This window comes from Leisingera sp. ABM4_103 (genome assembly GCF_056158685.1).
In genome coordinates, this window is the sequence record NZ_JBSWTU010000005.1 from 435,177 (window position 1) to 458,789 (window position 23,613).

The 23,613-nt window shown below is 67.4% G+C and carries 11 protein-coding genes and 1 pseudogene; 8 read left to right on the forward strand and 4 right to left on the reverse strand.

Translation table 11 applies throughout. From position 1 onward, the window contains the following. Positions 1-184: 184 nt before the first annotated feature. The 7 genes and pseudogenes from ACXAED_RS03820 (at position 185) to ACXAED_RS03850 (ending at position 17,162) form a co-directional block, all read left to right on the forward strand. Entirely contained in the window at positions 185-6,625 is a 6,441-nt protein-coding gene (locus tag ACXAED_RS03820; RefSeq protein ID WP_475053006.1) for a type I polyketide synthase, read from the forward strand. A gap of 5 nt (positions 6,626-6,630) precedes the next feature. Further along, positions 6,631-7,647, forward strand: coding sequence for a glycosyltransferase family 2 protein (locus tag ACXAED_RS03825; RefSeq protein WP_475047016.1), 1,017 nt, complete (start codon positions 6,631-6,633; stop codon positions 7,645-7,647). Beyond that, positions 7,644-12,207: pseudogene (locus ACXAED_RS03830) on the forward strand (MupA/Atu3671 family FMN-dependent luciferase-like monooxygenase). The gene ACXAED_RS03825 and the pseudogene ACXAED_RS03830 overlap by 4 nt, the downstream one beginning before the upstream one ends. Then, positions 12,204-12,893 (forward strand): 4'-phosphopantetheinyl transferase family protein, encoded by a 690-nt coding sequence (locus ACXAED_RS03835; RefSeq protein ID WP_475047018.1) that lies wholly within the window; start codon positions 12,204-12,206, stop codon positions 12,891-12,893. The pseudogene ACXAED_RS03830 and the gene ACXAED_RS03835 overlap by 4 nt, the downstream one beginning before the upstream one ends. After that, positions 12,893-13,828 (forward strand): hypothetical protein, encoded by a 936-nt coding sequence (locus tag ACXAED_RS03840; protein ID WP_475053007.1) that lies wholly within the window; start codon positions 12,893-12,895, stop codon positions 13,826-13,828. The genes ACXAED_RS03835 and ACXAED_RS03840 overlap by 1 nt, the downstream gene beginning before the upstream one ends. Then, complete coding sequence (locus ACXAED_RS03845) at positions 13,825-16,329, forward strand: hypothetical protein (protein ID WP_475047019.1); 2,505 nt, start codon at positions 13,825-13,827, stop codon at positions 16,327-16,329. The genes ACXAED_RS03840 and ACXAED_RS03845 overlap by 4 nt, the downstream gene beginning before the upstream one ends. Further along, positions 16,326-17,162, forward strand: coding sequence for a glycosyltransferase family 2 protein (locus ACXAED_RS03850; protein WP_475047021.1), 837 nt, complete (start codon positions 16,326-16,328; stop codon positions 17,160-17,162). Before ACXAED_RS03845 ends, ACXAED_RS03850 begins: the two co-directional genes overlap by 4 nt. A gap of 167 nt (positions 17,163-17,329) precedes the next feature. On the opposite strand, the gene ACXAED_RS03855 is transcribed toward ACXAED_RS03850, so the two are convergent. Further along, entirely contained in the window at positions 17,330-18,535 is a 1,206-nt protein-coding gene (locus tag ACXAED_RS03855) for a glycosyltransferase (RefSeq protein ID WP_475047022.1), read from the reverse strand. Between the two features lie 238 nt (positions 18,536-18,773). Here ACXAED_RS03855 and ACXAED_RS03860 point away from each other — a divergent pair, with 238 nt between their 5' ends. Beyond that, positions 18,774-20,144, forward strand: a complete 1,371-nt coding sequence (locus tag ACXAED_RS03860) for an oligosaccharide flippase family protein (RefSeq protein ID WP_475047024.1) — start codon at positions 18,774-18,776, stop codon at positions 20,142-20,144. Positions 20,145-20,253: 109 nt separating this feature from the next. Here the strand turns inward: ACXAED_RS03860 and ACXAED_RS03865 are convergent, their stop codons facing one another. The 3 genes from ACXAED_RS03865 to ACXAED_RS03875 form a co-directional block, all read right to left on the reverse strand. Continuing rightward, positions 20,254-21,495, reverse strand: coding sequence for a GumC domain-containing protein (locus tag ACXAED_RS03865; protein ID WP_475047025.1), 1,242 nt, complete (start codon positions 21,493-21,495; stop codon positions 20,254-20,256). Positions 21,496-21,637: 142 nt separating this feature from the next. Further along, positions 21,638-22,489: a CpsD/CapB family tyrosine-protein kinase gene (locus ACXAED_RS03870; RefSeq protein ID WP_475047026.1), complete on the reverse strand. Its 852-nt coding sequence runs from the start codon at positions 22,487-22,489 to the stop codon at positions 21,638-21,640. A gap of 159 nt (positions 22,490-22,648) precedes the next feature. Next, entirely contained in the window at positions 22,649-23,446 is a 798-nt protein-coding gene (locus tag ACXAED_RS03875) for a sugar transferase (protein WP_475047028.1), read from the reverse strand. Between the last annotated feature and the right edge of the window lie 167 nt (positions 23,447-23,613).

Sequence of the window (23,613 nt, forward strand, 5' to 3'; positions counted from 1 at the left end):
AAAAATGAGATCAGCCGGCCCTGCGGACCAGATGGGGATCTATGCCGCAAGGCCGGCGCATTCGCCGGGGAAACCCCGGCACCAGACAATGAACCCGTCCGGCGGGCCCTGCCAGTTTCGCGAAGCGGACTGGCTGCGGCGTGCCGGGCTGTTTGCGAAGGGCCAGTGGGGTCAGGTATTGACGATGCAGGATGGAACATCCGCAGCGGCGGGCGCTGCCAAGAAAAATTCTTCCGGCGATATTGCCATTGTCGGGTTGTCGGTGACGGTGCCGGGCGCTGGCTCTGCCGAGGTGTTCTGGCGGAACCTGCGTGACGGCATTGAATCGATTGAGGTGCTGGACCGCGGCACCCTGCTGGCAAATGGCGAGCGGGCATCCGTGCTGGCCGACCCCAACTATGTGCCCGCCTCGGCCCGGCTGCAGGGGTTTGATGAATTCGATGCGGAGTTCTTTGGTTTCAGCCCCAAGGAGGCCGCGATCCTCGACCCGCAGCACCGCAAGTTCCTGGAAGTGGCCTGGGGCGCGATGGAGAACGCGGGCCACCCGCCGGAAAGCATCAACGGCCCCATCGGCGTTTATGCAGGCTGCGGCATGGGCAGCTATTTCTATTTCAATATCTGCTCCAACCCCGCCCTGGTCGACGATGTGGGCATGTTCCTGCTGCGCCACACCGGCAACGACAAGGATTTCCTGTCGACCCGGGTGAGCCATGTGTTCGACCTGCACGGGCCTTCTGTCAACGTGCAGACCGCCTGCTCCACTTCGCTGGTGGCAGTGCATTACGCCTGCAAAGCCCTGCGCGAGGGCGAATGCGACATGGCGCTGGCCGGCGGCGTCACCATCGAGCTGCCGCAGGGGCGCGGTTATCTTTACAAGGAAAACGAGATCCTCAGCCCGGACGGACACTGCCATGCCTTCGACCACCGGGCGCAAGGCACCGTCTTCGGCTCCGGCGCAGGCGCTGTGGCGCTCCGGCGGCTGGAGGATGCGATTGCCGACGGCGACCACATCTGGGCGGTGATCAAGGGCTCGGCCATCAACAACGACGGCGCGGACAAGGCGGGTTACCTGGCGCCCTCGGTCGGCGGCCAGTCGGCGGCGGTGCAAGCCGCGCTGGAGGCCGCAGGAACCCCGGCAGAGACCATTGATTACGTCGAATGCCACGGCACCGGCACCTATCTGGGCGACCCGATCGAAGTGTCGGCGCTGACCGACGCCTACCGCGCCACCACGCAGGACACCGGCTATTGCCGCATCGGCTCGGTCAAGACCAACATCGGCCATCTGGACACCGCGGCCGGTGTTGCCAGCCTGACCAAGACCGCGCTGGCGCTGCATCACAGGGAAATCCCGCCCTCGCTGGGCTATGAGGCACCGAACCCGGCGATTGATTTCGAGACCTCGCCGTTTCGCGTGAACGCCGCCCTCACCCCTTGGGCCTCGCACAAGGGGCCGCGCCGGGCAGCCGTCAACTCGCTCGGCGTCGGCGGCACCAACGCCCACGTGATCCTGGAGGAAGCGCCAGAGCGTGCGCCCTCGGAGGAGAGCGACTTCCCGTTCCAGATCCTCTGTGTTTCCGGCCAGTCCAAGGCGGCGCTGGATGCCAATACCCAGGCGCTGGCGGAGTATTTGCAGGCCAATCCCCAGGCCGATCTGGCCGACGTGGCCTTCACCCTCAAGGAAGGCCGCCGCGGTTTTGCCAAGCGGCGGGTGCTGGTGGCGGAGACCGTTGCCGAAGCTGCCCAACTGATCGAGGAAAACGATCCGCGCAAGGTCTTCACCCACGACCGGCTGGGCGACGTGCCGGAGGTGGTTTTCATGTTCCCCGGCGGCGGCGCGCAATATGTCGGCATGGCGCGGGATCTTTATGAGACCGAGCCGGTCTTTGCCGAGTGGATGGACCGCGGACTGGAGCATCTGCAAAAGAGCCTCGACTACGATATCCGCGCCCTCTGGCTGCCGGAAGAGGGCGAGGAAGACGCGGCCAATGCCAAGCTCCAGAAGCCCTCGGTGCAGCTGCCGCTGATCATGATCGTGGAATACGCGCTGGCGCAGCTGTGGATCAGCTGGGGCGTGAAACCCGCCGCGCTTGTCGGCCATTCCATGGGTGAGAACACCGCCGCCTGCCTGGCCGGCGTCATGGCTTTCGAGGACTGTATCGACCTGGTCCTGCTGCGCGGGCGGCTGTTTGACACCGTCCCTGCGGGCGGAATGCTGTCCATCGCCCTGCCGCTGGCAGATGTAGAGGCCATCATCGGTGACGACCTGGATATTGCCAGCGTCAACGCCCCTGCCCTCACCGCCGTCTCCGGCCCGCAGGACGCACTGGACCGTCTGGCGGCGGAGCTGACTGACCGCGAGGTGGAGCACCAGCGCATCCAGATCGACATTGCCGCCCATTCGCGGATGCTGGACGGCATCCTGCAGCAGTATGGCGATTTCATCCGTACGTCGGAGCTGAAAGCACCCAAGCTGCCGGTGATCTCCAACCGCACCGGCACTGCCCTGACTGCGGAACAGGCCACCAGCGCCGATTACTGGGTCGGCCAGCTGCGCAACACCGTGCGCTATGCCGATTGCATCGAAACCCTCGCCAAAACCCCGGGCCGGGTGTTCCTGGAGGTCGGCCCCGGCAAGGCCCTCAGCGCCCTGGCGCAGATGTCACCCGCGGTAAAACAGGGCCAGGTGCTCAGCTCGCTGCGCCACCCCGATCAGGAGGTGATGGACGACAGCTATTTCTTCGGCGTCATCGGGCGCCTTTGGGCCTGCGGGGTCGAGGCAGACTGGGACCAGATCTGGGGCGAGGCGCGGCGCAACCGGCTGCCACTGCCCGGCTATGCCTTCCAGCGCAGCCGCTATTTCATCGAACCGGGTAAACCGGCGGTAGAGGAAGACCCCGCACCGGAACGCCACGACGACCTCAAAGACTGGGGCTACCGCCCCGCCTGGCGCCCGCGGCTGGCCGATTGCGTCCTGGATGTGCAGCAGGAGCTGGATCAGGATCCCCATACCTGGCTGATCTTCGAGGATGAGACCGGCCACGCCGCCCGCGCCGCAGACCGGCTGGAGGCCGCAGGCCATACCGTTGCGCGGGTGCGCGCAGGCGACACCTATGTGCAGCTTTCGCCCAACACCTATATCCTGCCGCCGGAGCAGGGCCGCGCCGCCTATGGCGCGCTGCTGGCAGATCTGGCCGGCGCCGGGAAACTGCCGGACCGCATCGCCCACTTCTGGCTCGTGACCGAGGGGGAAACCTTCCGCCCTGGCTCCTCTTTCTTTGACCGCAACCTGGAGATGGGCTTCCACGCTCTGACCGCCCTGGCGCAGGAACTGGGCAACGCCGACCTGCCCGGCCCGGTGCATATGACCGTCTTCACCACCGGCGCCGCACAGGTGCGGGACGAGGCCCTGCCCTATCCTGAGAAAGCTATGATCGCAGGCCCGCTGGGTGTGATCCCGCGCGAGCTGCCGGGGCTGACCTGTACCGCCGTGGACATCGAACTGCCAGAGGCGCCGCGGGGCCTGTTTGCCCGCAAACCGGCGGACACGGACCTTACCCCGCGCCTGCTGGAAGAGCTGATGGCAGAGCCCGCAAACACCTCCGCCGCCTGGCGCGGGGACAAGCGGTTCGAACTCAGCTGGCGCCCGCAGCCCCTGCCCGAACCGGAAACACCACCCTTCAAACCGGGCGGCCATTACCTGATCACCGGCGGTTATGGCGGCATCGGCCTGGCCGTTGCGCGCCACCTGATGCAGGACTATGGGGCCAGGATCTCGCTGATCTCGCGCGAGGGCCTGCCGCCGCGCGACAGCTGGGACCGGTATCTCAGCAGCCACAGCCCGGCCAACCGCACCGCCCGGCGCATCCGCGCGGTCAAGGCGCTGGAGGAAACCGGCAGCGGCACCGTGCTGCCGCTGGCCGCAGACGTCTGCCACGCCGGCGAGCTGCGCACCGCACGGGAGCAGGCCGAGACCGCCAACGGTCCGCTCACCGGTGTGATCCACGGTGCCGGCGTCATCAACGACGGTCCGCTGCTGGCCAAGGACGAAGACCAGATCGCTCAGGTTCTGGCCCCCAAGGTGAGCGGGCTGCGCGCGCTGGACACGGTGTTCCCGGACGGCAGCCTGGAGCTGCTGGTGCTGTTCTCCTCTTCCTCCACCGTGACCCGGCCCGCGGGCCAGGTGGATTACATCGCCGCCAACGAATACCTCAACGCCTGGGCCAAGCACCGCGCAGGCGGGCAGACCCGTGTCGTCGCGGTGGACTGGGGCGTCTGGGCCGATACCGGCATGGCCGCCGACGCCATGAGCGCCCGCAACAGCGCCGCGGGCGCCAGCACGCCGGAGCCCTGCCCGCAGCCGCTGCTGCAGCAGCAAAGCTTCGACGCCGCCGGCAACCGCATTTTCACCCCCCGGTTCAGCACCGGCGACTGGCTGCTGGACGAGCACCGCACCGCGGATGGCACCGCCCTGGTGCCCGGCACCGGCTACATCGAGATGGCAGCGGAGGCGCTGGCGGCGGCGGGCGTCCAAGCGCCGTTCGAAATCCGCGACCTCTACTTCCTGCGCCCCTTGATCGTGGACGACGGTGCGCCCAAGACGGTTCTGGTTAAGCTAGAAGCTAAAGAAAATGGTTATGAACTGTTTATTTACTCGGCGTATACAAATGGTTACTCTTTGAATTGTCAGGCTTTGCTGGCCTTCGCAGCGGCGGCAGAACGCCCCGCTGCACTCAACCTCCAGAAGATTTTCACCCAATGCCCGGAGGTGCAGGCGCCTGTCGGCGGGCGCCTGCAATCCCCGCAGGAGGCGCATCTGCGCTTTGGCCCGCGCTGGCATGTGCTGGAGCGCGCCGCCCTGGGCGAGGGTGAAGGCATTGCCTGCCTGTCCCTGCCGCAGGCTGCGGCGCAGGACGGCACTTTACTGCATCCCGGCCTGATGGACTTGGCGACCGGCTGGGCAATGGGGCTGATCCCGGGATACCAGGCAACTGCCCTGTGGGTGCCGGTGTCTTACAGTGCGATCCGCATCTTTGCCCCGCTGACCCCGGAAATCTGCAGCCACGTGCGGCTGGCCAGCGCGCCGGACAGCACCTCTGCGGTCTTTGACGTCACCCTGACAGATACTGACGGCAAAGTGCTGGCCGACATCGAAGGCTTCCGTATGCAGCGCCTCGCCTCCGGCATTGACGCCGCGACCTCGGCGGCTGATCCCGACGCCAGTGCCGCTGAGCTGGGACTGGAGCCCGCCCGCAGCGCGCAGCCGCTCTCGCCCGAAGAACGCCGCCTGCAGCTGAACATCTCCAATGGCATCAAGGCGGAAGAAGGCGGCGGGGCCCTGGCCCGCGCCATTGCCGCCGGCCTGCCGCAAGTGGTGGTGTCATCGCTGGACCTGCCGGCGCTGATCGCCCAGGCCAACCAAAGCGCACCAGCGACGGCTGAGGCCCAGACCTTCGACCGCCCGCAGCTCGACACCGACTACATCGCGCCGCGCAACCCGGTGGAAGAGGAGCTGGCCAAGCTGTTTGCCGCGCTCCTCGGCATGTCGCAGGTCGGGATCGAGGACAGCTTCTTTGACCTTGGCGGCCACTCGCTGATTGCGGTGCGGCTGTTCGCGCAGGTCAAACGCAGCTTTGGCGTGGAATTCCCGCTGTCGGTGCTGTTCGAGGCGCCCAGCGTCGCGGCACTGGCCGAGCGTATCATCGAGCGCACCGGCGGCGGCGTGGCGGCGGAACCGGGGGACGCGCCCGAAACCGCGCAGGAACAGCCGCAATACACCCATCTGGTGCAGCTGCATCCCGGCGACGGCACCGGGCGGCGGCCCTTCTTTCTGGTGGCGGGCATGTTCGGCAATGTGCTGAACCTGCGTCATCTGGCGCTGCAGGTCGGCAAGGACCGCCCGGTCTATGGATTGCAGGCCAAAGGGCTGGTGGGCGACGATGCCCCGCACAGCCGGATCGAAGACGCCGCCCTCAGCTGCCTGTCCGAAATCCGCCAGATCCAGCCCGAGGGCCCCTATCTGCTGGGCGGCTTCTCCGGCGGAGGCATCACCGCCTATGAGATGGCACAGCAGCTGAAGGACCAGGGCCAGGACACCGCCGCACTGATCCTGCTGGACACGCCACTGCCGGTGCGCCCGGCCCTCAGCCGCCGCGACAAGGCCCTGATCAAACTTGCGGAACTGCGCAGCAAGGGCTTGGGCTACCTTGGCGAATGGGCCCGGAACCGCATCGCTTGGGAATTTGAGAAACGCCGCGCCAGCCCGGCGGAGACCGGCGCCCGGCCGGAGTTCAACAACCGCAAGATCGAACAGGCCTTCCGCGCCGCGGTGGAGGCCTATGCCCTCAAACCCTGGCACGGCCCGCTCACCCTGTTCCGGCCGCCGCTGGACCGCAAATGGCAGGTCTCAAACGGCAATTGGGTCAGCGGCGAGCGCGAGTATGTGTTTGACGACAACGACTGGACCAAATGGGCCCCGGACACCCAAGTGGCCGAGGTGCCGGGCGATCACGACAGCATGGTGCTGGTGCCCAACGTCAGCGTTCTGGCCGCAGGCGTGAAGGCCCGCCTGGACGCCGCCGATGCCGCCGCCGGGCGGTCCCGTTATGCCCAGGCCGCGGAGTGACCGGCATGAGCCAGCAGCGCATCCTCACCATTCTATTGAACTACCAAACGCCGGAGATGACCCTGCAGGCGGCCGAGGTGGCGCTGCCCGAGATGGAGGACCTGCCGGGCGAGCTGCTGATCATCGACAACGGCTCCGGCGACGGATCCTTTGACCATATCCGCAAAGAGGCAGAGGCCCGCGGCTGGCTGGACAGCGGGCGGCTGCGGCTGCTGGCCTCACCGGTCAACGGCGGCTTCGGCGCAGGCATGAACATCGGCATCCAGGCGGGCCTCGCGGACGGCAGCGCGCCAGAGTTCTATTACCTCTTGAACTCCGACGCCTTTGTGCAAGGCAGCACCATCCGCACACTGCGCGACTTCCTGCTGGAACGCCCCGGCGCAGGGCTTGCCGGCTCCTATGTGCATGGAACCGATGGGGAGCCGCACCGCACCGCCTTCCGCTTCCCCTCCATCGCGGGGGAGTTCGAGGCCAGCGTGCGCACCGGCATCTTTACCCGCCTCCTAAGACCCTGGGTAGTGGCGATGGAGATGCCGCGGGGCGAGGTGCAAGTCGACTGGACCGCCGGCGCCAGCCTGATGATCCGCCGCGAGGTGATCGAAGCCGTGGGCGGTTTCGACGAGACCTTCTTCCTCTATTTCGAGGAGACCGACCTCTGCCGCCGTGCCGCCCGCGCGGGCTGGCGCACCCACTATGTGCCCGCCAGCGAGGTTGCGCACATCGGCTCCGCCTCCACCGGGATGAGGGGCTGGCAGCGCACGCCCGGCTACTGGTTCGACTCGCGCCTGCACTACTTTGTCAAAAACCACGGCCGCGCCTATGCCGCCGCAGCCACCCTGGCCCGCATCAGCGGCAGCCTGATCTACGGCCTGCGCCGCCTCATCCAGAACAAGCCGCAAGCGGATCCGCCGCATTTCCTGCGCGATCTCTGCCTGCACAGCCTGCGCGCGCTGATTGCGCCGCGCCGCACACCGCCTTCGGAAACGCGCCTCCCTTCTCCGCTTGCAAAGGAGCAGAAATGACCGCATTCACCTGTGCCCTGATCGGCAATGAATCCCTTCTGATCGGCTGCGCCGATGCGCTGCTGGCCCGCGGCCACCAGATCCGGGCGGTGGTTTCGCAGGACGCGGACATCCGCGCCTGGGCCGTGGATAAGGGGCTGGAACTGCTGGATAAACCCGCCGGCCTGACCGGCGGTTTCGACTGGCTGCTGTCGATAGCCAACCTCACCGTGATCCCGGATGATGTGCTGGCCCTAGCCGCCAAGGGCGCGGTCAACTTCCACGACGGACCCCTGCCCCGTTATGCGGGTCTCAACACCCCCAACTGGGCGCTGATCAACGGCGAGCCGCAGCACGGCATCACCTGGCACATGATCGAGGGCGGCGTCGACGAGGGCGATATCCTGGCCCAGCGGCTGTTCGACGTGGCGGCGGATGAGACCGCCTTCAGCCTCAACTCCAAATGTTACGCCGCGGCGATGGACAGCTTTGGCGAGGTCGTCACCCAGCTGGAAACCGGCGATCTGAGCCGCCGGAAACAAGACCTGAGCCAGCGCCGCCTGTTCAAAAAATCCGACCGCCCGGCCGCGGGCGCTATGCTGGACTTCACCCGCCCGGCAGCGGAGCTGGCCCGGCTGGTGCGGGCGCTCGATACCGGCGGCTACTGGAACCCGATGTGCGCCGCCAAGCTGCGCGTCGGCGGGACCAGTGTGCTGGCCGGCGGCGCGGAAATTGCGGAGGGCAATGGCGCCCCGGGCACCGTGCTTGAGACCGGTAAAGCCAGCATAAAAATCGCAACCGGTGACGGCGCCCTGACCCTGTCCCGCCTGACCACACCCGCAGGTCAGCCACTGGACATCTCCAAACTGGTCAAAGCCGGAGACATGGTTCCCTCCCTGACCGCAGCAGAGGCCGAGGCTCTCACCGCCCGTCTTGCTGCGGTCCAAACCGGCGAAAGCCATTGGCGCCAGCGGCTTGCGGCGATGCAGCCGGTGCAGGTGCCGCTGGCCTTGGATGCGGGTGGAAGCGGCTCCATCCGCCGTGAAATTTCAATGCCTGCGGGTCTCAGCGAAGAGCAGGCCGCCGCGACCGCGCTTGCCTTTGCCCTGCTCAGCAGCGGCGGCGAAACCGGTGATGCGGCGCTGTCGGTGGAGGGGATGGAGGGCCTGCCCGGCCTGATCTCAGCCTGGGTGCCCTTGCAGGCCCGGCGGCAGGACAGCGTTGCGGCCCTCGTGGAGCATACCGCGCAAGAGATTGGCAAGGCACGGAAATTCGGCGGCTTTGCCGAGGACCTGGTGGCACGCGATCCGGAGATTCCGGCGCAATCCATGCCCGGCATCGGCCTGATGCTGGGGTGCGATGCGGCGGTTGACGGTTGCACCGCCACGGTGTCGCTGAACGATGGCGCCATGGCTCTGCACTGCGACGCGGCCGCTCTGACCCCCGATGCCGCAGCCTTGCTGGCCGCCCGGCTGGAACTGGTTCTGAGCGCCATCGCCGGGGACGGAAACCGCCCGGTTGCGGAACTGCCGATCCTGCCCGAGGCTGAGCGCAAACTGCTGCTGGAGGACTGGAACCAGACCGCAACGGACTTCCCCGCCGGTTTGACCATCCACGCCGCGTTCGAGGCACAGGCCGCAAAGACCCCGGACACCACCGCGCTGGTCTTCGAGGACCAGAGTTTCACCTATGCCGAGGTGAATGCCCGCGCCAATGCGGTGGCCAGAACTCTTGCGTGAAATGAACGTAAAACCGGGTGTGCATGTGGGCATCCACATCCGCCGCGCGCCGGAGCTGGTGTTTGCCGCGCTTGGTGTGATGAAGGCCGGCGGCGCCTACGTGCCGCTGGACCCCGCCTACCCTGCCGACCGCATCGCGCATTACATCGCCGACAGCCAGGCGCAGGTGATCGTGACGCAAGCCGCGCTGGCCGCCAGCCTGCCTGCCTCAGACGCGCAGGTGCTGGAGATTGAATTTGCCCCCGCAGGGACGGGCGGGAATTTCGACGGCGGCGCCACCGGCAGCGATCTGGCCTACCTGATCTATACCTCCGGCTCTACCGGCCGGCCCAAGGGGGTGATGGTCACCCACGCCAATGTCTCGAACTTCTTTGCCGGCATGGATCAGCGCATCCCGCACCAGCCCGGTGACGCCTGGCTGGCGGTGACCAGCCTCAGCTTCGACATCTCGGTGCTGGAGCTGTTCTGGACCCTCACCCGCGGCTTCAAGCTGGTGCTGTCGAGCGACGAAAGCCGGCTGGAGCTGTCCAAGGGGCCGGTGGCCCTCAGCGACCGCAAGATGGATTTCAACCTGTTTTACTGGGGCAATGACGACGGGCCGGGGCCGCAGAAATACCATCTGCTTCTGGAGGGCGCCAAGTTTGCCGACCGGCACGGCTTCAACGCGGTCTGGACGCCGGAGCGCCACTTCCACGCCTTTGGCGGGCCATATCCGAACCCGTCGGTAACGGGGGCTGCGGTTGCCGCGGTGACGCAGAACATCGGCGTGCGTTCCGGCTCCTGCGTGGCGCCCTTGCACCATCCGGCGCGGATTGCCGAGGAATGGGCGGTGATCGACAACCTGACCGCCGGGCGTGCGGGCATCGGCTTTGCCTCCGGCTGGCAGCCGGATGATTTCATCCTGCGCCCAGAGAACACACCACCCGCCAACAAACCCGCGATGTTCGAAACCATTGAAACCGTGCGCAAGCTGTGGCGCGGCGAGGAAGTGGCCTTCCCCCGCAAGGACGGCGGCGAGCATAGCGTGATCACCCAGCCCCGCCCGGTCTCCACGGAGCTGCCGGTCTGGGTCACCACCGCGGGCAACCCGGAAACCTGGCGTGAGGCCGGGGCGATCGGGGCAAATGTGCTGACCCACCTGCTGGGCCAGAGCATTGATGAGGTCGCGGGCAAGATCCGCATCTACCACGAGGCCCTGCGCGAGGCAGGCCACGACCCCGCGGATTTCAAGGTCACGCTGATGCTGCACAGCTATCTGGCGGAGACCCGCGAGGAGGCCCGCCGGGTCGCGCGGGAGCCGATGAAGGACTACCTGCGCTCCGCCGCCGGGCTGATCAAGCAATACGCCTGGGCCTTCCCCGCCTTCAAGAAACCCGAAGGGGTTAAGAACCCGTTCGAGATGGATCTGGGGATGCTGTCGGAGGAGGAGCTGGAAGCGATCCTCGATTTCGCGTTCGAGCGCTATTTCGAGGACTCCGGCCTGTTCGGCACCATCCAGGACGCCTGCCAGCGGGTGGAGCAGCTGAAACGCATCGGTGTGGATGAGGTGGCCTGCCTGATCGACTATGGCATCGCGCCGGAGGTGGTGCTGGAGGGGCTGAAGCCCTTGGCCGAGGTGCTGCGCCTGTCGAACGCGCCGCAGGAGCTGGCGGCGGATGATTTCTCGCTGGCGGCGCAGATCGTGCGGCATGGGGTCAGCCACATGCAGTGCACGCCGTCGATGGCGCGGATGATTGCCGCCGATGGCGACGCCAGCGCCTGTCTGGTCCAGTTGCAGCATCTGCTGGTGGGCGGTGAGGCGCTGCCTGGTGATCTGGTGCAGGCGCTGCGCGAGGCGACCCGGGCGGAGATCCACAACATGTACGGGCCGACCGAAACGACGATCTGGTCCACGGTGGAGAAAATCTCTGCTGTACCCGCGGGGACGGCCGGGATTGGAACGCCGATTGCCAACACGCAGGTCTATGTGCTGGACGAAAAACAATCGCCTGTCCCCGCGGGGACTCCCGGGGAATTGTATATCGGCGGCGCGGGTGTCACCGCGGGGTATTGGCAGCGGGAGGAGCTGACCTCTGAACGGTTCGTAAACGCACCGTTCGCTGAGGGCCGGCTTTACCGCACCGGTGATCTGGTGCGCTGGACGGCGGATGGCCGGCTCGCGTTCCTGGGCCGCACCGACCATCAAGTGAAGATCCGCGGCCAGCGGATTGAGCTGGGTGAGATCGAGGCGGCACTGGCGGCGCAGCCGGGTGTGACCGGTGCCGTGGTGGTGCCGCGCGGTGACGCAGGAGCCGAGCAGCTGATCGGGTATGTCACCGCCTCTGCGTCGGTGTCCGGGGACACGCTGAAACAGGCGCTGGCGGCCCGGCTGGCGGAAGTGATGGTGCCTGCGCATATTGTCATGCTGGAGGCTTTCCCTCTGACGCCGAACAAGAAAATCGACCGCAAGGCGCTGCCGGAGCCGCAGCCGACGCGGGCTGAGACCGCCCCGGCGATGCCGCTGGATGCGGGCGCGCAGGCCAGGATCGCCACGGTCTGGGGACGCATTCTGGGCGTCAGCGGCATCGGGGCGCAAGATAACTTCTTTGCGCTCGGCGGCCATTCGCTGCTGGCGGTGCAGGCGCACCGGGAGCTGCGCGCGGAACTGGGCACGGCGGCGCTGTCGATCACCGATATCTTCCGCTTCCCGACACTGGCGGGGCTGGCGGCGCATATCGAAGGGCTTGCAGGCACCCCGGCAAATACGGAAGAAAAGCCCCAGGAGACCGCAGGGCCGGACCGCGCCGACACCATGTCGAAACGGCGGGCGATGCGGGCAAACCGCAGGGCAAGGGCCGGATGACAGAAACCAACAGCAGACTTGCAGAGCGGCTGGCCCTGGTCCGGCCGCTTTTTGCCGCCGATGTGGCGCTGGCCGGGGCCGACCCGCTGGGCGCGCCGCCAGCACCCCTGGCCGCGGAGGCCGCGGGGCTGTCGCCCAATGCGGTGGAAAAGCGGCGCAACGAGTTTGCTGCCGGGCGGGCCGCGGTGCATCACGCGATGCGGAAATTGGGGTTTCCCCCTGCCCCGGTGCAGGTGGGCAGCGACCGGGCGCCGGTCTGGCCTGCGGGCGTGGTCGGCTCGATCACCCACACCAAGAGCTGCGCCATGGCGGTGCTGGCGCGCGAAGGCGCGGTGCAGGCCTTGGGTATCGACGTGGAGGAAGACACGCCGCTGAAGGATGAGCTGCTGCCCGCGATCTGCTCGGAGCGCGAGCAGGCCTGGCTGAAGCGGCAGGACAACCCGGGGCAGATGGCCAAGGTGATCTTTTCCGCCAAGGAAGCGGCTTACAAGGCCCAGTACACGCTAAGCCGGGCGTTTTACGGCTTTGACGGGATGGAGCTGGAATTCGATCTGGCGGCGGGGGCCTATCAGGCCTTTTTCACCGCCGACCGGCCGCCGTTTGCGCGCGGCGAGGCGGTTGGCGGCCGGTTTGCGGTTGGCGCGGGCCTCATTATGACCACGGCGGAAATCCGGGGGCGCGGATGATGGGGCGGCGCGGGTTTCTGGCATTGGGGGCTGCCGCCGCCACGCTGGGGCTGATGGTGTTTGCGACCCGCAGCCGGTCCGTGCCGGTGCCGCCGCCGCTGACCCCGCCGGAAGGGCCGCTCAAGGTGTTCCACCTGGGCCATTCGCTGGTCGGGCCGGACATGCCGCATATGCTGGCGCAACTGGCGCCGGAGGGGCACGGGTTTAACAGCCAGCTGGGGTCCGGCACCTCTCTCCGGGCGCATTGGGAGCCGGGGGAGGATATCCTCGATTTTGAGACGGCCAACCGCGCGCCTGCCTTCCGGGAGGCAAGGGAGGCCATCGGTTCGGGGGAATACGGCGCGGTGGTGCTGACCGAGATGGTCGAGCTGCGCGATGCGGTCAAGTATTTCGATGCGGCCAAGTATTTGGGGAAATGGGCCGATCTGGCGCGCAAGGCTTCGCCGCAGACCCGCCTGTATCTCTATGAGACCTGGCACCGGCTGGATGATCCCGACGGCTGGCTGGAGCGGATAGATGGCGATCTGGAGGCCCTGTGGGTGGGCAAGCTGCTGGGACCGGACAGCCGCCAGAACCCGCAGCATCCGGTGTATCTGATCCCCGGCGGCCAGGTGCTGGCGGCGGTGGTGCGGGCGGCGGAGGCTGGCGAGATCCCGGGCCTGGCTTCACGTGAATCGCTGTTTGCGCGCACGCCCGACGGGGACTTGGACACGATCCATATCAATGACTTGGGCGCCTATTCGGTGGCGCTGGCGCATTACGCGGTGCTGTATCAGCGCTCTCCCGTCGGCTTGCCGCATGAACTGAGCCGCGCCGATGGCACCCCGGCAGAGGCCTTCAGCGCTGAGGCGGCGGCCAAGGTGCAGCAGATCGTCTGGCAGGTTGTGCGCCGCCTGCCCCGCACCGGTCTGGCCGCGGCGGGGGCACCGGCATGAACCTGGATGCGCTGATCACTTCGGTTGTGATGATCGGCCATTCGCTGTTCGGGCCGGACAATCCGCAGATGCTGGAGCAGCTGCTGGACGCGCGCGCGGAGGCGGCGGTGGAGGCGCAGATCATCAATGGCGCGCCGCTCAGCTACAACTGGCAGCACAGCAGCACGGCGGAGGGCGTTGATTCACGTGAAAGGCTGCGCCGGCCAGCGGATGCGGTGATCGTGACCGAGGCGATCCCCTTGGCCAATCACCTGAAGTGGAGCGATACCGGAGGCGCCGTTACCCGGTATTATGAGCTGGCGCGGGCGGCGAACCCGGAGGTGGACTTCTATCTGCAGGAAACCTGGCACAGCCTGAACAGCGGCACCGGCGCCGATGTGCCCTTTGACGATGGCGCGGATGTGCCCTGGCGGCAGCGGCTGGAGCAGGATCTGCCGCGCTGGCAGGCGGTGGTGGACGAGGTCAATGCGGCAACCGGCGGTGATGTGAAGCTGCTGCCCGCGGGCCAGGCTATGGCGCGGCTCGACGATGCGATCCGCGCGGGCACGATGCCGGGGCTCAGCAGCATCCGCGATGTCTTTGCCGATGATATCCACCCCAATGCCACGGGGTTCTACTTTCTCGCGCTGCTGCAATTTGCGGTGCTGACCGGCGACAATCCCGCGGGCCTGCCGCACCGGCTGACGGATCGCTGGGGCAAACCCTACCCGGCGCCCCCGCCTGGTTTGGCGGAGCGGTTGCAGGACATTGCCTGGGCCGCGGCACAAGGCGACAGCGTGCGCACGGCAGCCCTGCCCGCGGAACCGGCGGCGCTGCCGCAGGATCCGGTGCTGCCCGTGCTGAACGCTGCGGTTCTGGTAGACGTGCCGGAGCTGACAGGAAAACCCGCCCGCCAGCCCATCGCCATCAACCTGGCGGGCATTGCGGACTGGAGCACCCAGGCGCCGTTCCTCGACCATTTCAAGACGGCGCGGCCCTGGGTCGGCCACCTGCCCGGGCGCTGGGGCGGCGCGGATCATAGCGACTTGCTGGCCGCCGGCTATCTGGATCCGGATGGCTGGCCCACCGCGATTCCGCCGGAGCTGGGCTCAATCGGGACGGTGATCCTGACCGACCTGCCGGACGACGCGGTGTCGTTGAAGGGCCGCTATGTGCTGCGGTTTGACGGCTCAGGTATCGTTGAGGTCTCGGGCCGTGCGGAGAACGTCCGCTATGGCAAGGGCGAGGTGCGGTTTGATTTCACGCCCGGCCCCGGCCCGGTGGAGATCCGCATCCAGCGCATGGGCCGGGATGGCGATTACATCCGCAATATCACCGTGGTGAAGGAAGAGCATCTGGAGGCGTTCGGCAGCGGCGCCCTGTTCAATCCGCTGTGGCTGGACCGGCTGGACGGCTTTGCCGCGCTGCGGTTCATGGACTGGATGGCCACCAATGACTCGGCCCAGACCGGCTGGGAGGACCGCCCCCTGCCCCGGGACTACACCTGGGCACTGAAGGGCGTGCCGGTTGAGGTGATGGTGGCGCTGGCCAACACGCTGGGCGCCGATCCCTGGTTCACCATGCCGCATATGGCGGACGACAGCTATGTCCGCCAGTTCGCCCGGCTGGTCGAGCGCAGGCTGGACGAAGATTTGCGCGCCTATGCGGAATATTCCAACGAGGTCTGGAACTGGCAATTCCAGCAGGCCGCCTGGGCCGATGCGCAGGCACAGGCGCGCTGGGGCAGTGACGGCCTGTGGATGCAGTTCTATGGCGGCCGCGCGGCGGAGGTTGCGCAGATCTGGACAGAGGTTTTCGGGGCGGACAGCGAACGGCTGGTGCGGGTGATCTCCTCGCAGACCGGCTGGCTGGGGCTGGAGGAACAGGTGCTGACGGCGCCGCTGTGGAAGGCGGAACGGGCAGACCGGATGGCGCCTGCGGCCTATTTCGACGCCTATGCGGTAACCGGCTATTTCGGCGGTATCCTGGGGCTGAAGGACCGCGCCGGGCAGGTCCGCGCCTGGATCGCCGCCAGCCGGGATCAGGCCCGGGCGGTTGCCGCCGAGCGCGGGCTGACAGGTGCGGCGGCGGCGGAATTTATCGAGCGGCACCAGTATGATGCGGCCTCAGCCCAGGCAGGGGCCGAGCTGCGCGACGGGCTGATCTCGGGCGACAGCGCCGACACGCTGGCCGATCTTCTGGGCCGGGTGCTGCCGTATCATGCGGGCGTCGCGCAAAAGCACGGGCTGGAACTGATCATGTATGAGGGCGGCAGCCATGTGGTCGGCATCGGCCCGATGGTGGAGGACAGCACGCTGACCGGCTTTTTCACTCACTTCAACTATACGCCCGAAATGGGCGCGCTCTACCGCGAGCTGCTGACGGGCTGGCGCGCGCTTGGCGGGTCGCTGTTCACCGCCTACGCCGATGTGGGCGTGCCCGGCAAATGGGGCAGCTGGGGGGCCTTGCGCACCCTGAGCGACGCCAACCCGCGCTGGGACGCTTTGGAGGCGGTGAAATGACCCCCCGGGTGTCGGTGCTGATCCCGGCCCATAACGAGGCGGGCTATATCGTGGCCTGCCTGGAGGCGGTGTTCGCCTCCGACCCGCTGCCGGGGGGCATGACGGGCGAGTTGCTGGTGCTGGCCAATGGCTGCACCGACGCGACCGCGGCGCTGGCCCGGGGGGCTGAGCCACCGTCCGGTTGGGCGCTCAGTGTGCTGGAGCAGCCGGAGGGCGGAAAACTGCGGGCGCTGACGGCGGGCGATGCCGCGGCGCGCGGGGATATCCTGATCTATCTGGATGCCGATGTGCGGGTCTCGCCCGAGCTGATCCCGCAACTGGCTGAGGCCTTGGCGGATGGCGCGCCGCGCTATGCCAGCGGCCGCCCGCAGGTGGCCCCTGCCCGCAGTGCGATGACCCGGGCCTATGCGCGGCTGTGGACACGGCTGCCGTTCTTTTCCCGCGGCGTGCCGGGTTTTGGCATCTTTGCCATGAACCGCGCCGGGCGGGAGCGCTGGGGGGACTGGCCCGATATCATCGCCGACGACATCTTCGCCCGGCTGAGTTTTGCTCCGGCGGAGCGGGTGCAGGTGGAGGCAAGCTACAGCTGGCCGATGGTGGAAGGGTTCCGAAACCTGGTGCGGGTGCGGCGGCGGCAGAATGCCGGGGTGGCGGAAGTGGCAGCCAGGTTTCCGCAGCTGATGCGGAACGATGGCAAGCGGCCGCCGGACGGTGGGGCGGTTCTGAAGCTGCTGGTGACGGATCCAGCCGGGTTTCTGATTTACAGCGCGGTTGCTCTGGCGGTCAGAACGCCTCTCTTTGCCTCCCGGTCCCGCTGGGCCCGCGGCCGCTGACTGCGCCTGCACAAGCGAGACCCTCCCGCGCCGGCAGGATGCCCTGGCTGCGCCAGCGCACCCTTGGCGGCCTTGGGCCAGGCTCAGCGCCAAGGGCGCTGAGCCTGGCCCAACGGGAGCGGTGCATCTCGCAGATGCGCCGGCGACCGGCGGGAGAGCTCCCGCGGCTAATGCTGGATGACCTCGTGGAAATGCGCGGCGAGTTTGGCTGCCTCGCTTTCGCTGTCGTGGCGCTCAAGCACCCGGGCGCGGCCGGCCTGTCCCATGGCGGCAAGCCTGTCCGGCGGTGTTTGCGCCAGCGCCAGAACGGCTTCTGCCAATGCGGCCTCATCCCCGGCCGCCACCAGCCAGCCGGTTTGCTCCGGCACGACCAGTTCAGGCGTGCCGGCAATATATGTCGCGACCACCGGACGGGCGGCGGCCATCGCCTCCATCACCACCATCGGCAGGCCTTCGGCGAAGGAGGGCATCACCAGCGCGTGGGACCGGGCCAGCTCTGTCCGCACGCCGTCTTCCGGCAGCCAGCCGGTCAGGGTGATGTTGCCGCCTAGTCCCTGCCGGGCGATCTCCGCCTCCAGATCCGCGCGCATCTCACCGTCGCCGATCAGTGCCAGATGCAGGTCCGGGATCTCCCGCACCAGACGTGCCATGGCGCGGACCAGCACCATCTGGCCCTTCTGCTCGACAAACCGCCCGATCGCGGCCAGCCGCAGCGGCCCCTGCGGCAGCGGTGCGGGATCCGCAAAGCGGTCCGGCTCGATGCCGCAGTGCACCACCTTGAGGCTGTCCCATTTGCCGAACGCGGCCCAGCGGCTGAGCTGGCTTTTGCCGAAGCTGCTGACGGCCACGGTGAAGCTGGCCCGGTTGATCTTCTCACCTAGCGACAGGGCGTGCGGTGCATCGAATTCCTCCGGCCCGTGCACCGTGAAGCTGTAGCTTGGGCCGCCCAGCACATGCGCCAGCATCGCCACCGCTGCAGAGTTGGTGCCGAAATGCGCGTGCATGTGCTGCACGCCTTCCGCCGCGCAGCGCTGTTTCACATGGGCCGCCTCGGCCAGGTAGACCAGGTGCCGCAGGACGCCCTTGTCCGAGGCCCGGGCCAGTTTCAGTGCCAGCCTGAGTGCTTGCCCGAAACGGGCCGGCGCCGCCGCTTCCCGCGCCAGAGCCGCCAGCAGACGCCCAGCCCCGGCCTGCAGCACATACTCCGTGCGCGCGGCCTCTGCCTGGTCGCCGGGATCAGCCAAAGCTGCGCCGGCGGGGCGCATTGCCAGGCGCAGGATGTCCACGCCCTGACGCTCCAGCGCCTGCAGCTCGCGGCGGATGAAGCTGTGCGATGGCTGCGGGTAGGTGTTCAGGACATAGGCAATCTTCACCGCTGGGAGATCCGTCTGAAAAGGCAAGTTCCACGGCAGGTTAGCGGCGGTTTGGCGGCTTGCCCAGCACCCCGTGGCGCTTGTCGCGCAGGCGTGGAGAATGCGGCACAGGTGGCGGGATTGTGCGGGAATTTCACACCGCAGCGGCTGACCTCAATCGCCTAAGCGCCCGCGCGATTGACGGCCCTGCCCCGCCTCCCTAGCCTGCGGTGGCGGACGTTGGGGAGCCACGGAAAAGATGCAGCGGGTTGCAGCGCATTTTGCAGGCCAGGGAATGGTGGCGCGGGTGCTGCGCTCGGCCTCCTGGCTGATGATCGGCTATGGCGGCAGCCAGGCTTTGCGGCTGGCCTCCAACCTGATCCTGACCCGCATCCTGTTCCCGGAGGCTTTTGGCCTGATGGCGCTGGTCACGGTGGTAACGGTGGGGTTGTCGCTGTTCTCGGACGTGGGCATCGGGCCTTCGATTGCCCAGAACAAGCGGGGGGATGATCCTGAGTTCCTGAACACCGCCTGGACCATTCAGGTGATCCGAGGCTTTGGCCTGTGGGCGCTGACGGCGCTCTTGGCCTGGCCCGCGGCGGCGTTCTATGGCGCGCCGGAGCTGCTGGTCTATCTGCCCATTGCCGGCGCCGGGCTGGCGGTTGCGGGCTTCAACCCGACGCGGATCGAGACCGCGCACCGGCATTTGCTGGCGGGACGGGTCACGGTTCTGGATCTGGGCGGCCAGGTGATCGGGCTGGCGGCGATGATTGCGCTGGCGCTGGCCACCCAGTCGGTGATTGCGCTGGTGCTGGGCGGGGTGATCCAGGCGGCGGCCAAGCTGGCCTTGTGCCACTACGGCCTGCCGGGCGCGGCCAACCGGTTCCGCTGGGAGAAGGCCGCCGCGCGGGAGCTGATCCATTTCGGCAAGTGGATTTTCCTGTCGACCGCCTTCTGGTTCCTGACCTCGCAAGGGGACCGGGCGATCCTGGGGAAGTTTGTGCCGCTTGAAGTGCTGGGGGTCTACAACATCGGTTATTTCCTGGCGAGCTTTCCGATGCTGCTGGGCCATGCGGTGAACCAGCGGCTGATGATCCCGGTCTACCGCGACAAGCCCGCGCGGGAAGCGCCTGAAAACCTGCGGCGGCAGCGGCAGCTGCGCGGCGGTCTGACCGCAGCGATCCTGGGACTGCTGCTGGTGATGGCCTGGGCCGGGCCGTGGCTGGTGCAGCTGCTGTATGATGACAGGTATCTGCAGGCCGGGCCGATGATCGTGCTGATTGCCCTGGCGCTGGCGCCGGCGGTGATCACCATGACCTACGACCAGGCGGCGCTGGCCGCAGGCGACAGCCGCGGGTTCTTTGTGTTCTCCGCCGCGCGGGCCTGCTTGCAGACGGTTTTGTTCCTCGCCGGAGTAGTCTGGTTCGGGCTGGCGGGCGGCATCGCGGCGCTGGGGCTGGCGATGCTGGCGGCCTACCCGGTGCTGGCGCGGCTGGCGCGCCGGCATCACGTTTGGGACCCGCTGCATGATGCGGGTTTTGCGCTGTTCGCCGTTGCGGCAGGCGGAGCGGCGTTGAGCTGGCATTGGGAAGAGGTCACGGCCATGGCAGCGGCGCTCAGTGCACCTTAGGCACGTGCATAAATGGCAGGGTCGAAGTTGTCCGCTGAGGGCAGCGCCCGACTGCGGGCGGAAGCAAAGCGCCCGCCCATGGGGGCGGCCGGGCGAAGGTGCCTGATTTCTAGCTCTTTCGCCTGAACAGTCCGCGGCGCGGCGGGCGGGTGTCCATCACCGGGATGGAGACCACCGGAGACAAGCCGGTTTCCCGCTCCATCTGAGCGGCGGTGCGCAGCACCGGGTGGCGCAGTTCCTGCAGGAAAGCGGCGAGCAGCGCAGCGAACAGGCTGGCCGCAGCCCCCATCAGAGCCTTGGTCTTGCGGGCGCCGGTTACCGGGTAATCGGGCAGCGGCGCCGGTTCGATCACCGTCAGACGCTCTGCCTGGCGGCCGGTTTCAAGACGGAAACCCACCTCAGCCTCGTTACGGCGGGCGGTCATCTGCGCAAGTTCCGTCTGCAATTGCTCCAGCCGCCGGTCGTAGGCACCCAGCTGGCGCTCCACCTCCGGGGTGGTTTGCAGGGAAGCCTCGAGACCGGACTTGCGCTGGGTCAGCAGCTGCTCCTGTGCCGCCAGCGTGGCCAGCTGCTGCTCCGCTTCCTCCTGCATCCGGCGGGCGGTGGCAGGGCGTTCAGTGGCCTGGGCCTGATCTGCCGCGCGGCGGATTTCGATCCGCTCGCGGGCAATCTCCAGGAGGCCCTCGTTCAAAGCGGCAATCTCGGCCCGGCGGAATTCGATGGTCCCCGGCAGGGTCACATCGTTTTCGTTGCGGTATTCGGCGATCTCATCCTCCAGCGCGGCAACCTGATCGGCCAGCGCGGCCTCCTTACTGGCAAAGAAGCTGAGGGTTTCACGGGCCTGGTCGATGCGGGTGGCGACGCTGAGTTCAATCGTGCGGCGGCCGAATTCGCTGGCGACCTGCTGCGCCTGCCCGGCGGTGGGCATCCGGGCGGTGATGGTCAGCACGGAAATGGTGCCATCGTCGGCAAAGCCCTCGCGGGCGGCGGCAACTCCGGTGATCCGCACCAACTCGCGCAGCAGCGCCACCTTCTGCAACTGGGTCAGTGCCTCCATATCCGCATAGAGGCCGAATTTCTCGATCACCTCCAGCACCGTGCCGCGGGCCATCAGGCGCTGCTCAATCAGCTGCATACGGCGGGCAGAAGACCCTTCGACGGTGGACTTGGCCAGCTCGCCTGCGATCTGCGGCTGGGTGACCTGCAGCACCTCTGCGGTTTCATACTCATGCTGCTGCTTGGCCGCGAACCACAGCGACAGCAGACAGCCCAGGACAAAGACGCAGCCGATGGTGAACAGCCTGCGCCGCACCATGTCCAGAAAATCGCCAAGCGAGTAAATCGGCCCCATCTGTCTGCTCTCTTGCCCCCAGTCCGTGCCTATGCCTTTGCCTTTGCCTGTGCCTGGGTCTGTATCGGTTCAGCCTGCCCGGCGGCGGCCCATGCCGGGATTTTGACCACAGCAACCGGGCAAAACTATGACGCCGCGGCGGTCAGTTCAGCGGGCTGTCCGACTTGCGGGCGCGGTTCAGGACGACGCCCAGAAGCTCAGTGTGGCCGGCCAGCATCCTTTCGCAGGCGGCCAGCTGGGCGGCGGTGGTGCCAGTTCCGTCCGAGATCAGCAAAACCGCGTCCACCTGCGGCAGGAAGGCGGCAGTGTCGTCATGCTCCAGCACCGGCGGCAGATCGAAGAGCACGGTATCGGCGCCCGAGCGCAGCATCATCTCGTCCAGAGCCTCGCCACAGCAGCCGCTGTGCAGCAGTTCCGCCGCGTCCTGGTCCGCAGTCTGGTTGAGGCCAACGGCCAGCGAGGGCAGCGGGCGCAGCAGCTGGTCCTCCATCCGGATACTGCCGGACAGGAAAGCGGCCTGATCGCCATGCGCCGCCATCCCCAGCGCCTGCGCCACGCCGGGGCGGCGGAAGTTCATGTCCATCAGGATGGTGCGGCTGCCCGGCACCCGCGCCATGCTGAGCGCCAGGTTGACCGCCGAGAAGGTGGTGCCGCTTCCTGCTGCGGGCGCTGTCACGGCGACCCGCTTCCAACCGCGCTCCTTCAGAGTGTGCAGCAGCCGGGTGCGCAGGAGGTCAAAGGATTTGGCCGCAGGCGAGGTGCGGAACCGGCTGACCAGAGGCAGGCGCGCTGCCCGCTGCACCACCGGGTCGAACGGCCCCTGGCGGATCAGGTCCCAAGGCTCCGGCAGGGTTGCCGGCAGCTGCGCCGGAGGCAGTGTGCCCGGTGCCGCCATCGGCGGGGAGGATGCTGCGCCGGAACCGCCAGCGGACGGCGGCGCTGCAGCCGCTGCCGAGCGGCGGCGGCGGAACCGCTTGAAGCCCTGCTCGCTCATCCCGTCCTCATCGCTGTCCAGTCCCTGTTGCGGGCCGGGCGCCGGGGTGGCAGCACAAGCCCCTGATACTGCAAAATGCTTCACAAACACGCCCTCCGCAATGGCTGGCTGTTCCGCTGCCGCGCCCGGTGCGCAGATCTGCAGCGGAGCAGACAGAAGTTAATATCCCGTCCCCTTCATCACCGCACCGACGGTGCGCCAAAGCAGCCGCAGGTCCCGGCTAAGGGACACTTCCTCCCAGTATTCAAAATCGGCCTGCACACGGCTGTCAAAGCTGCCTTCGTTGCGGACCGAAACCTGCCAGATGCCGGTAATACCCGGGCGCAGCGCAAAGTAAGCGCGGGTATCGCCGTAAAGCGGCAGCTGCTCCGGCATCATCGGGCGCGGGCCGATCAGGCTCATGTCGCCCTTGATCACGTTCCACAGCTGCGGCAGCTCATCCAGCGACGTCATCCGCAGCACACGCCCCACGCGGGTGATGCGCGGGTCGTTCTTGAGTTTTTGCGTCTGCTGCCATTCCCAGCGCATGGCCGGATCGGTGGCCAGGTAATGCTGCAGCAAGGCGTCGGCATCGCGCACCATGGTACGCAGCTTTAGAATACGGAACACTTTACCGCCGCGGCCCAGCCGCGGCTGGGTGTAGAAAGGCCGCCCGCCCTCCAGCCAGAGTGCCGCGGCGCAGAGCGCGATCAGCGGCAGCGTCAACGGCAGGCTGACGGCCACCAGCAGCAAATCCAAGCCCCGCTTGCCTGCCTTCCAGTATCCGCTGCCGCCTGCGCTGCGTGCGGGCCGGACAGCGGGCAGGCGGGGCACCGCGAGACCTGTCAGGCCTGTGTTCATATTGGCCGGCTGCAAGCGCAACTGCTGCAAGGACCGGCGGGCTATTGCACCCTGCCTGACCTTCTGCTCGAACTGCGCAAAAGACAGACCCGCCCCATCGGGAACCATGTCTTTCATTTCAAACCCCCGTTTTCCAGCCCGAACTTGGCTGGACCGCCCCCTTGAAAAGGGCGGCTGGTTATAAACTCAAACCGGTATCCCGCGCGCCGTGGGCCGCAGAACGCCTCTACTGATTTTCAGATTCCAAACGGGGCGCGCCCCCACGCGCCCGCGTCCATATTGTG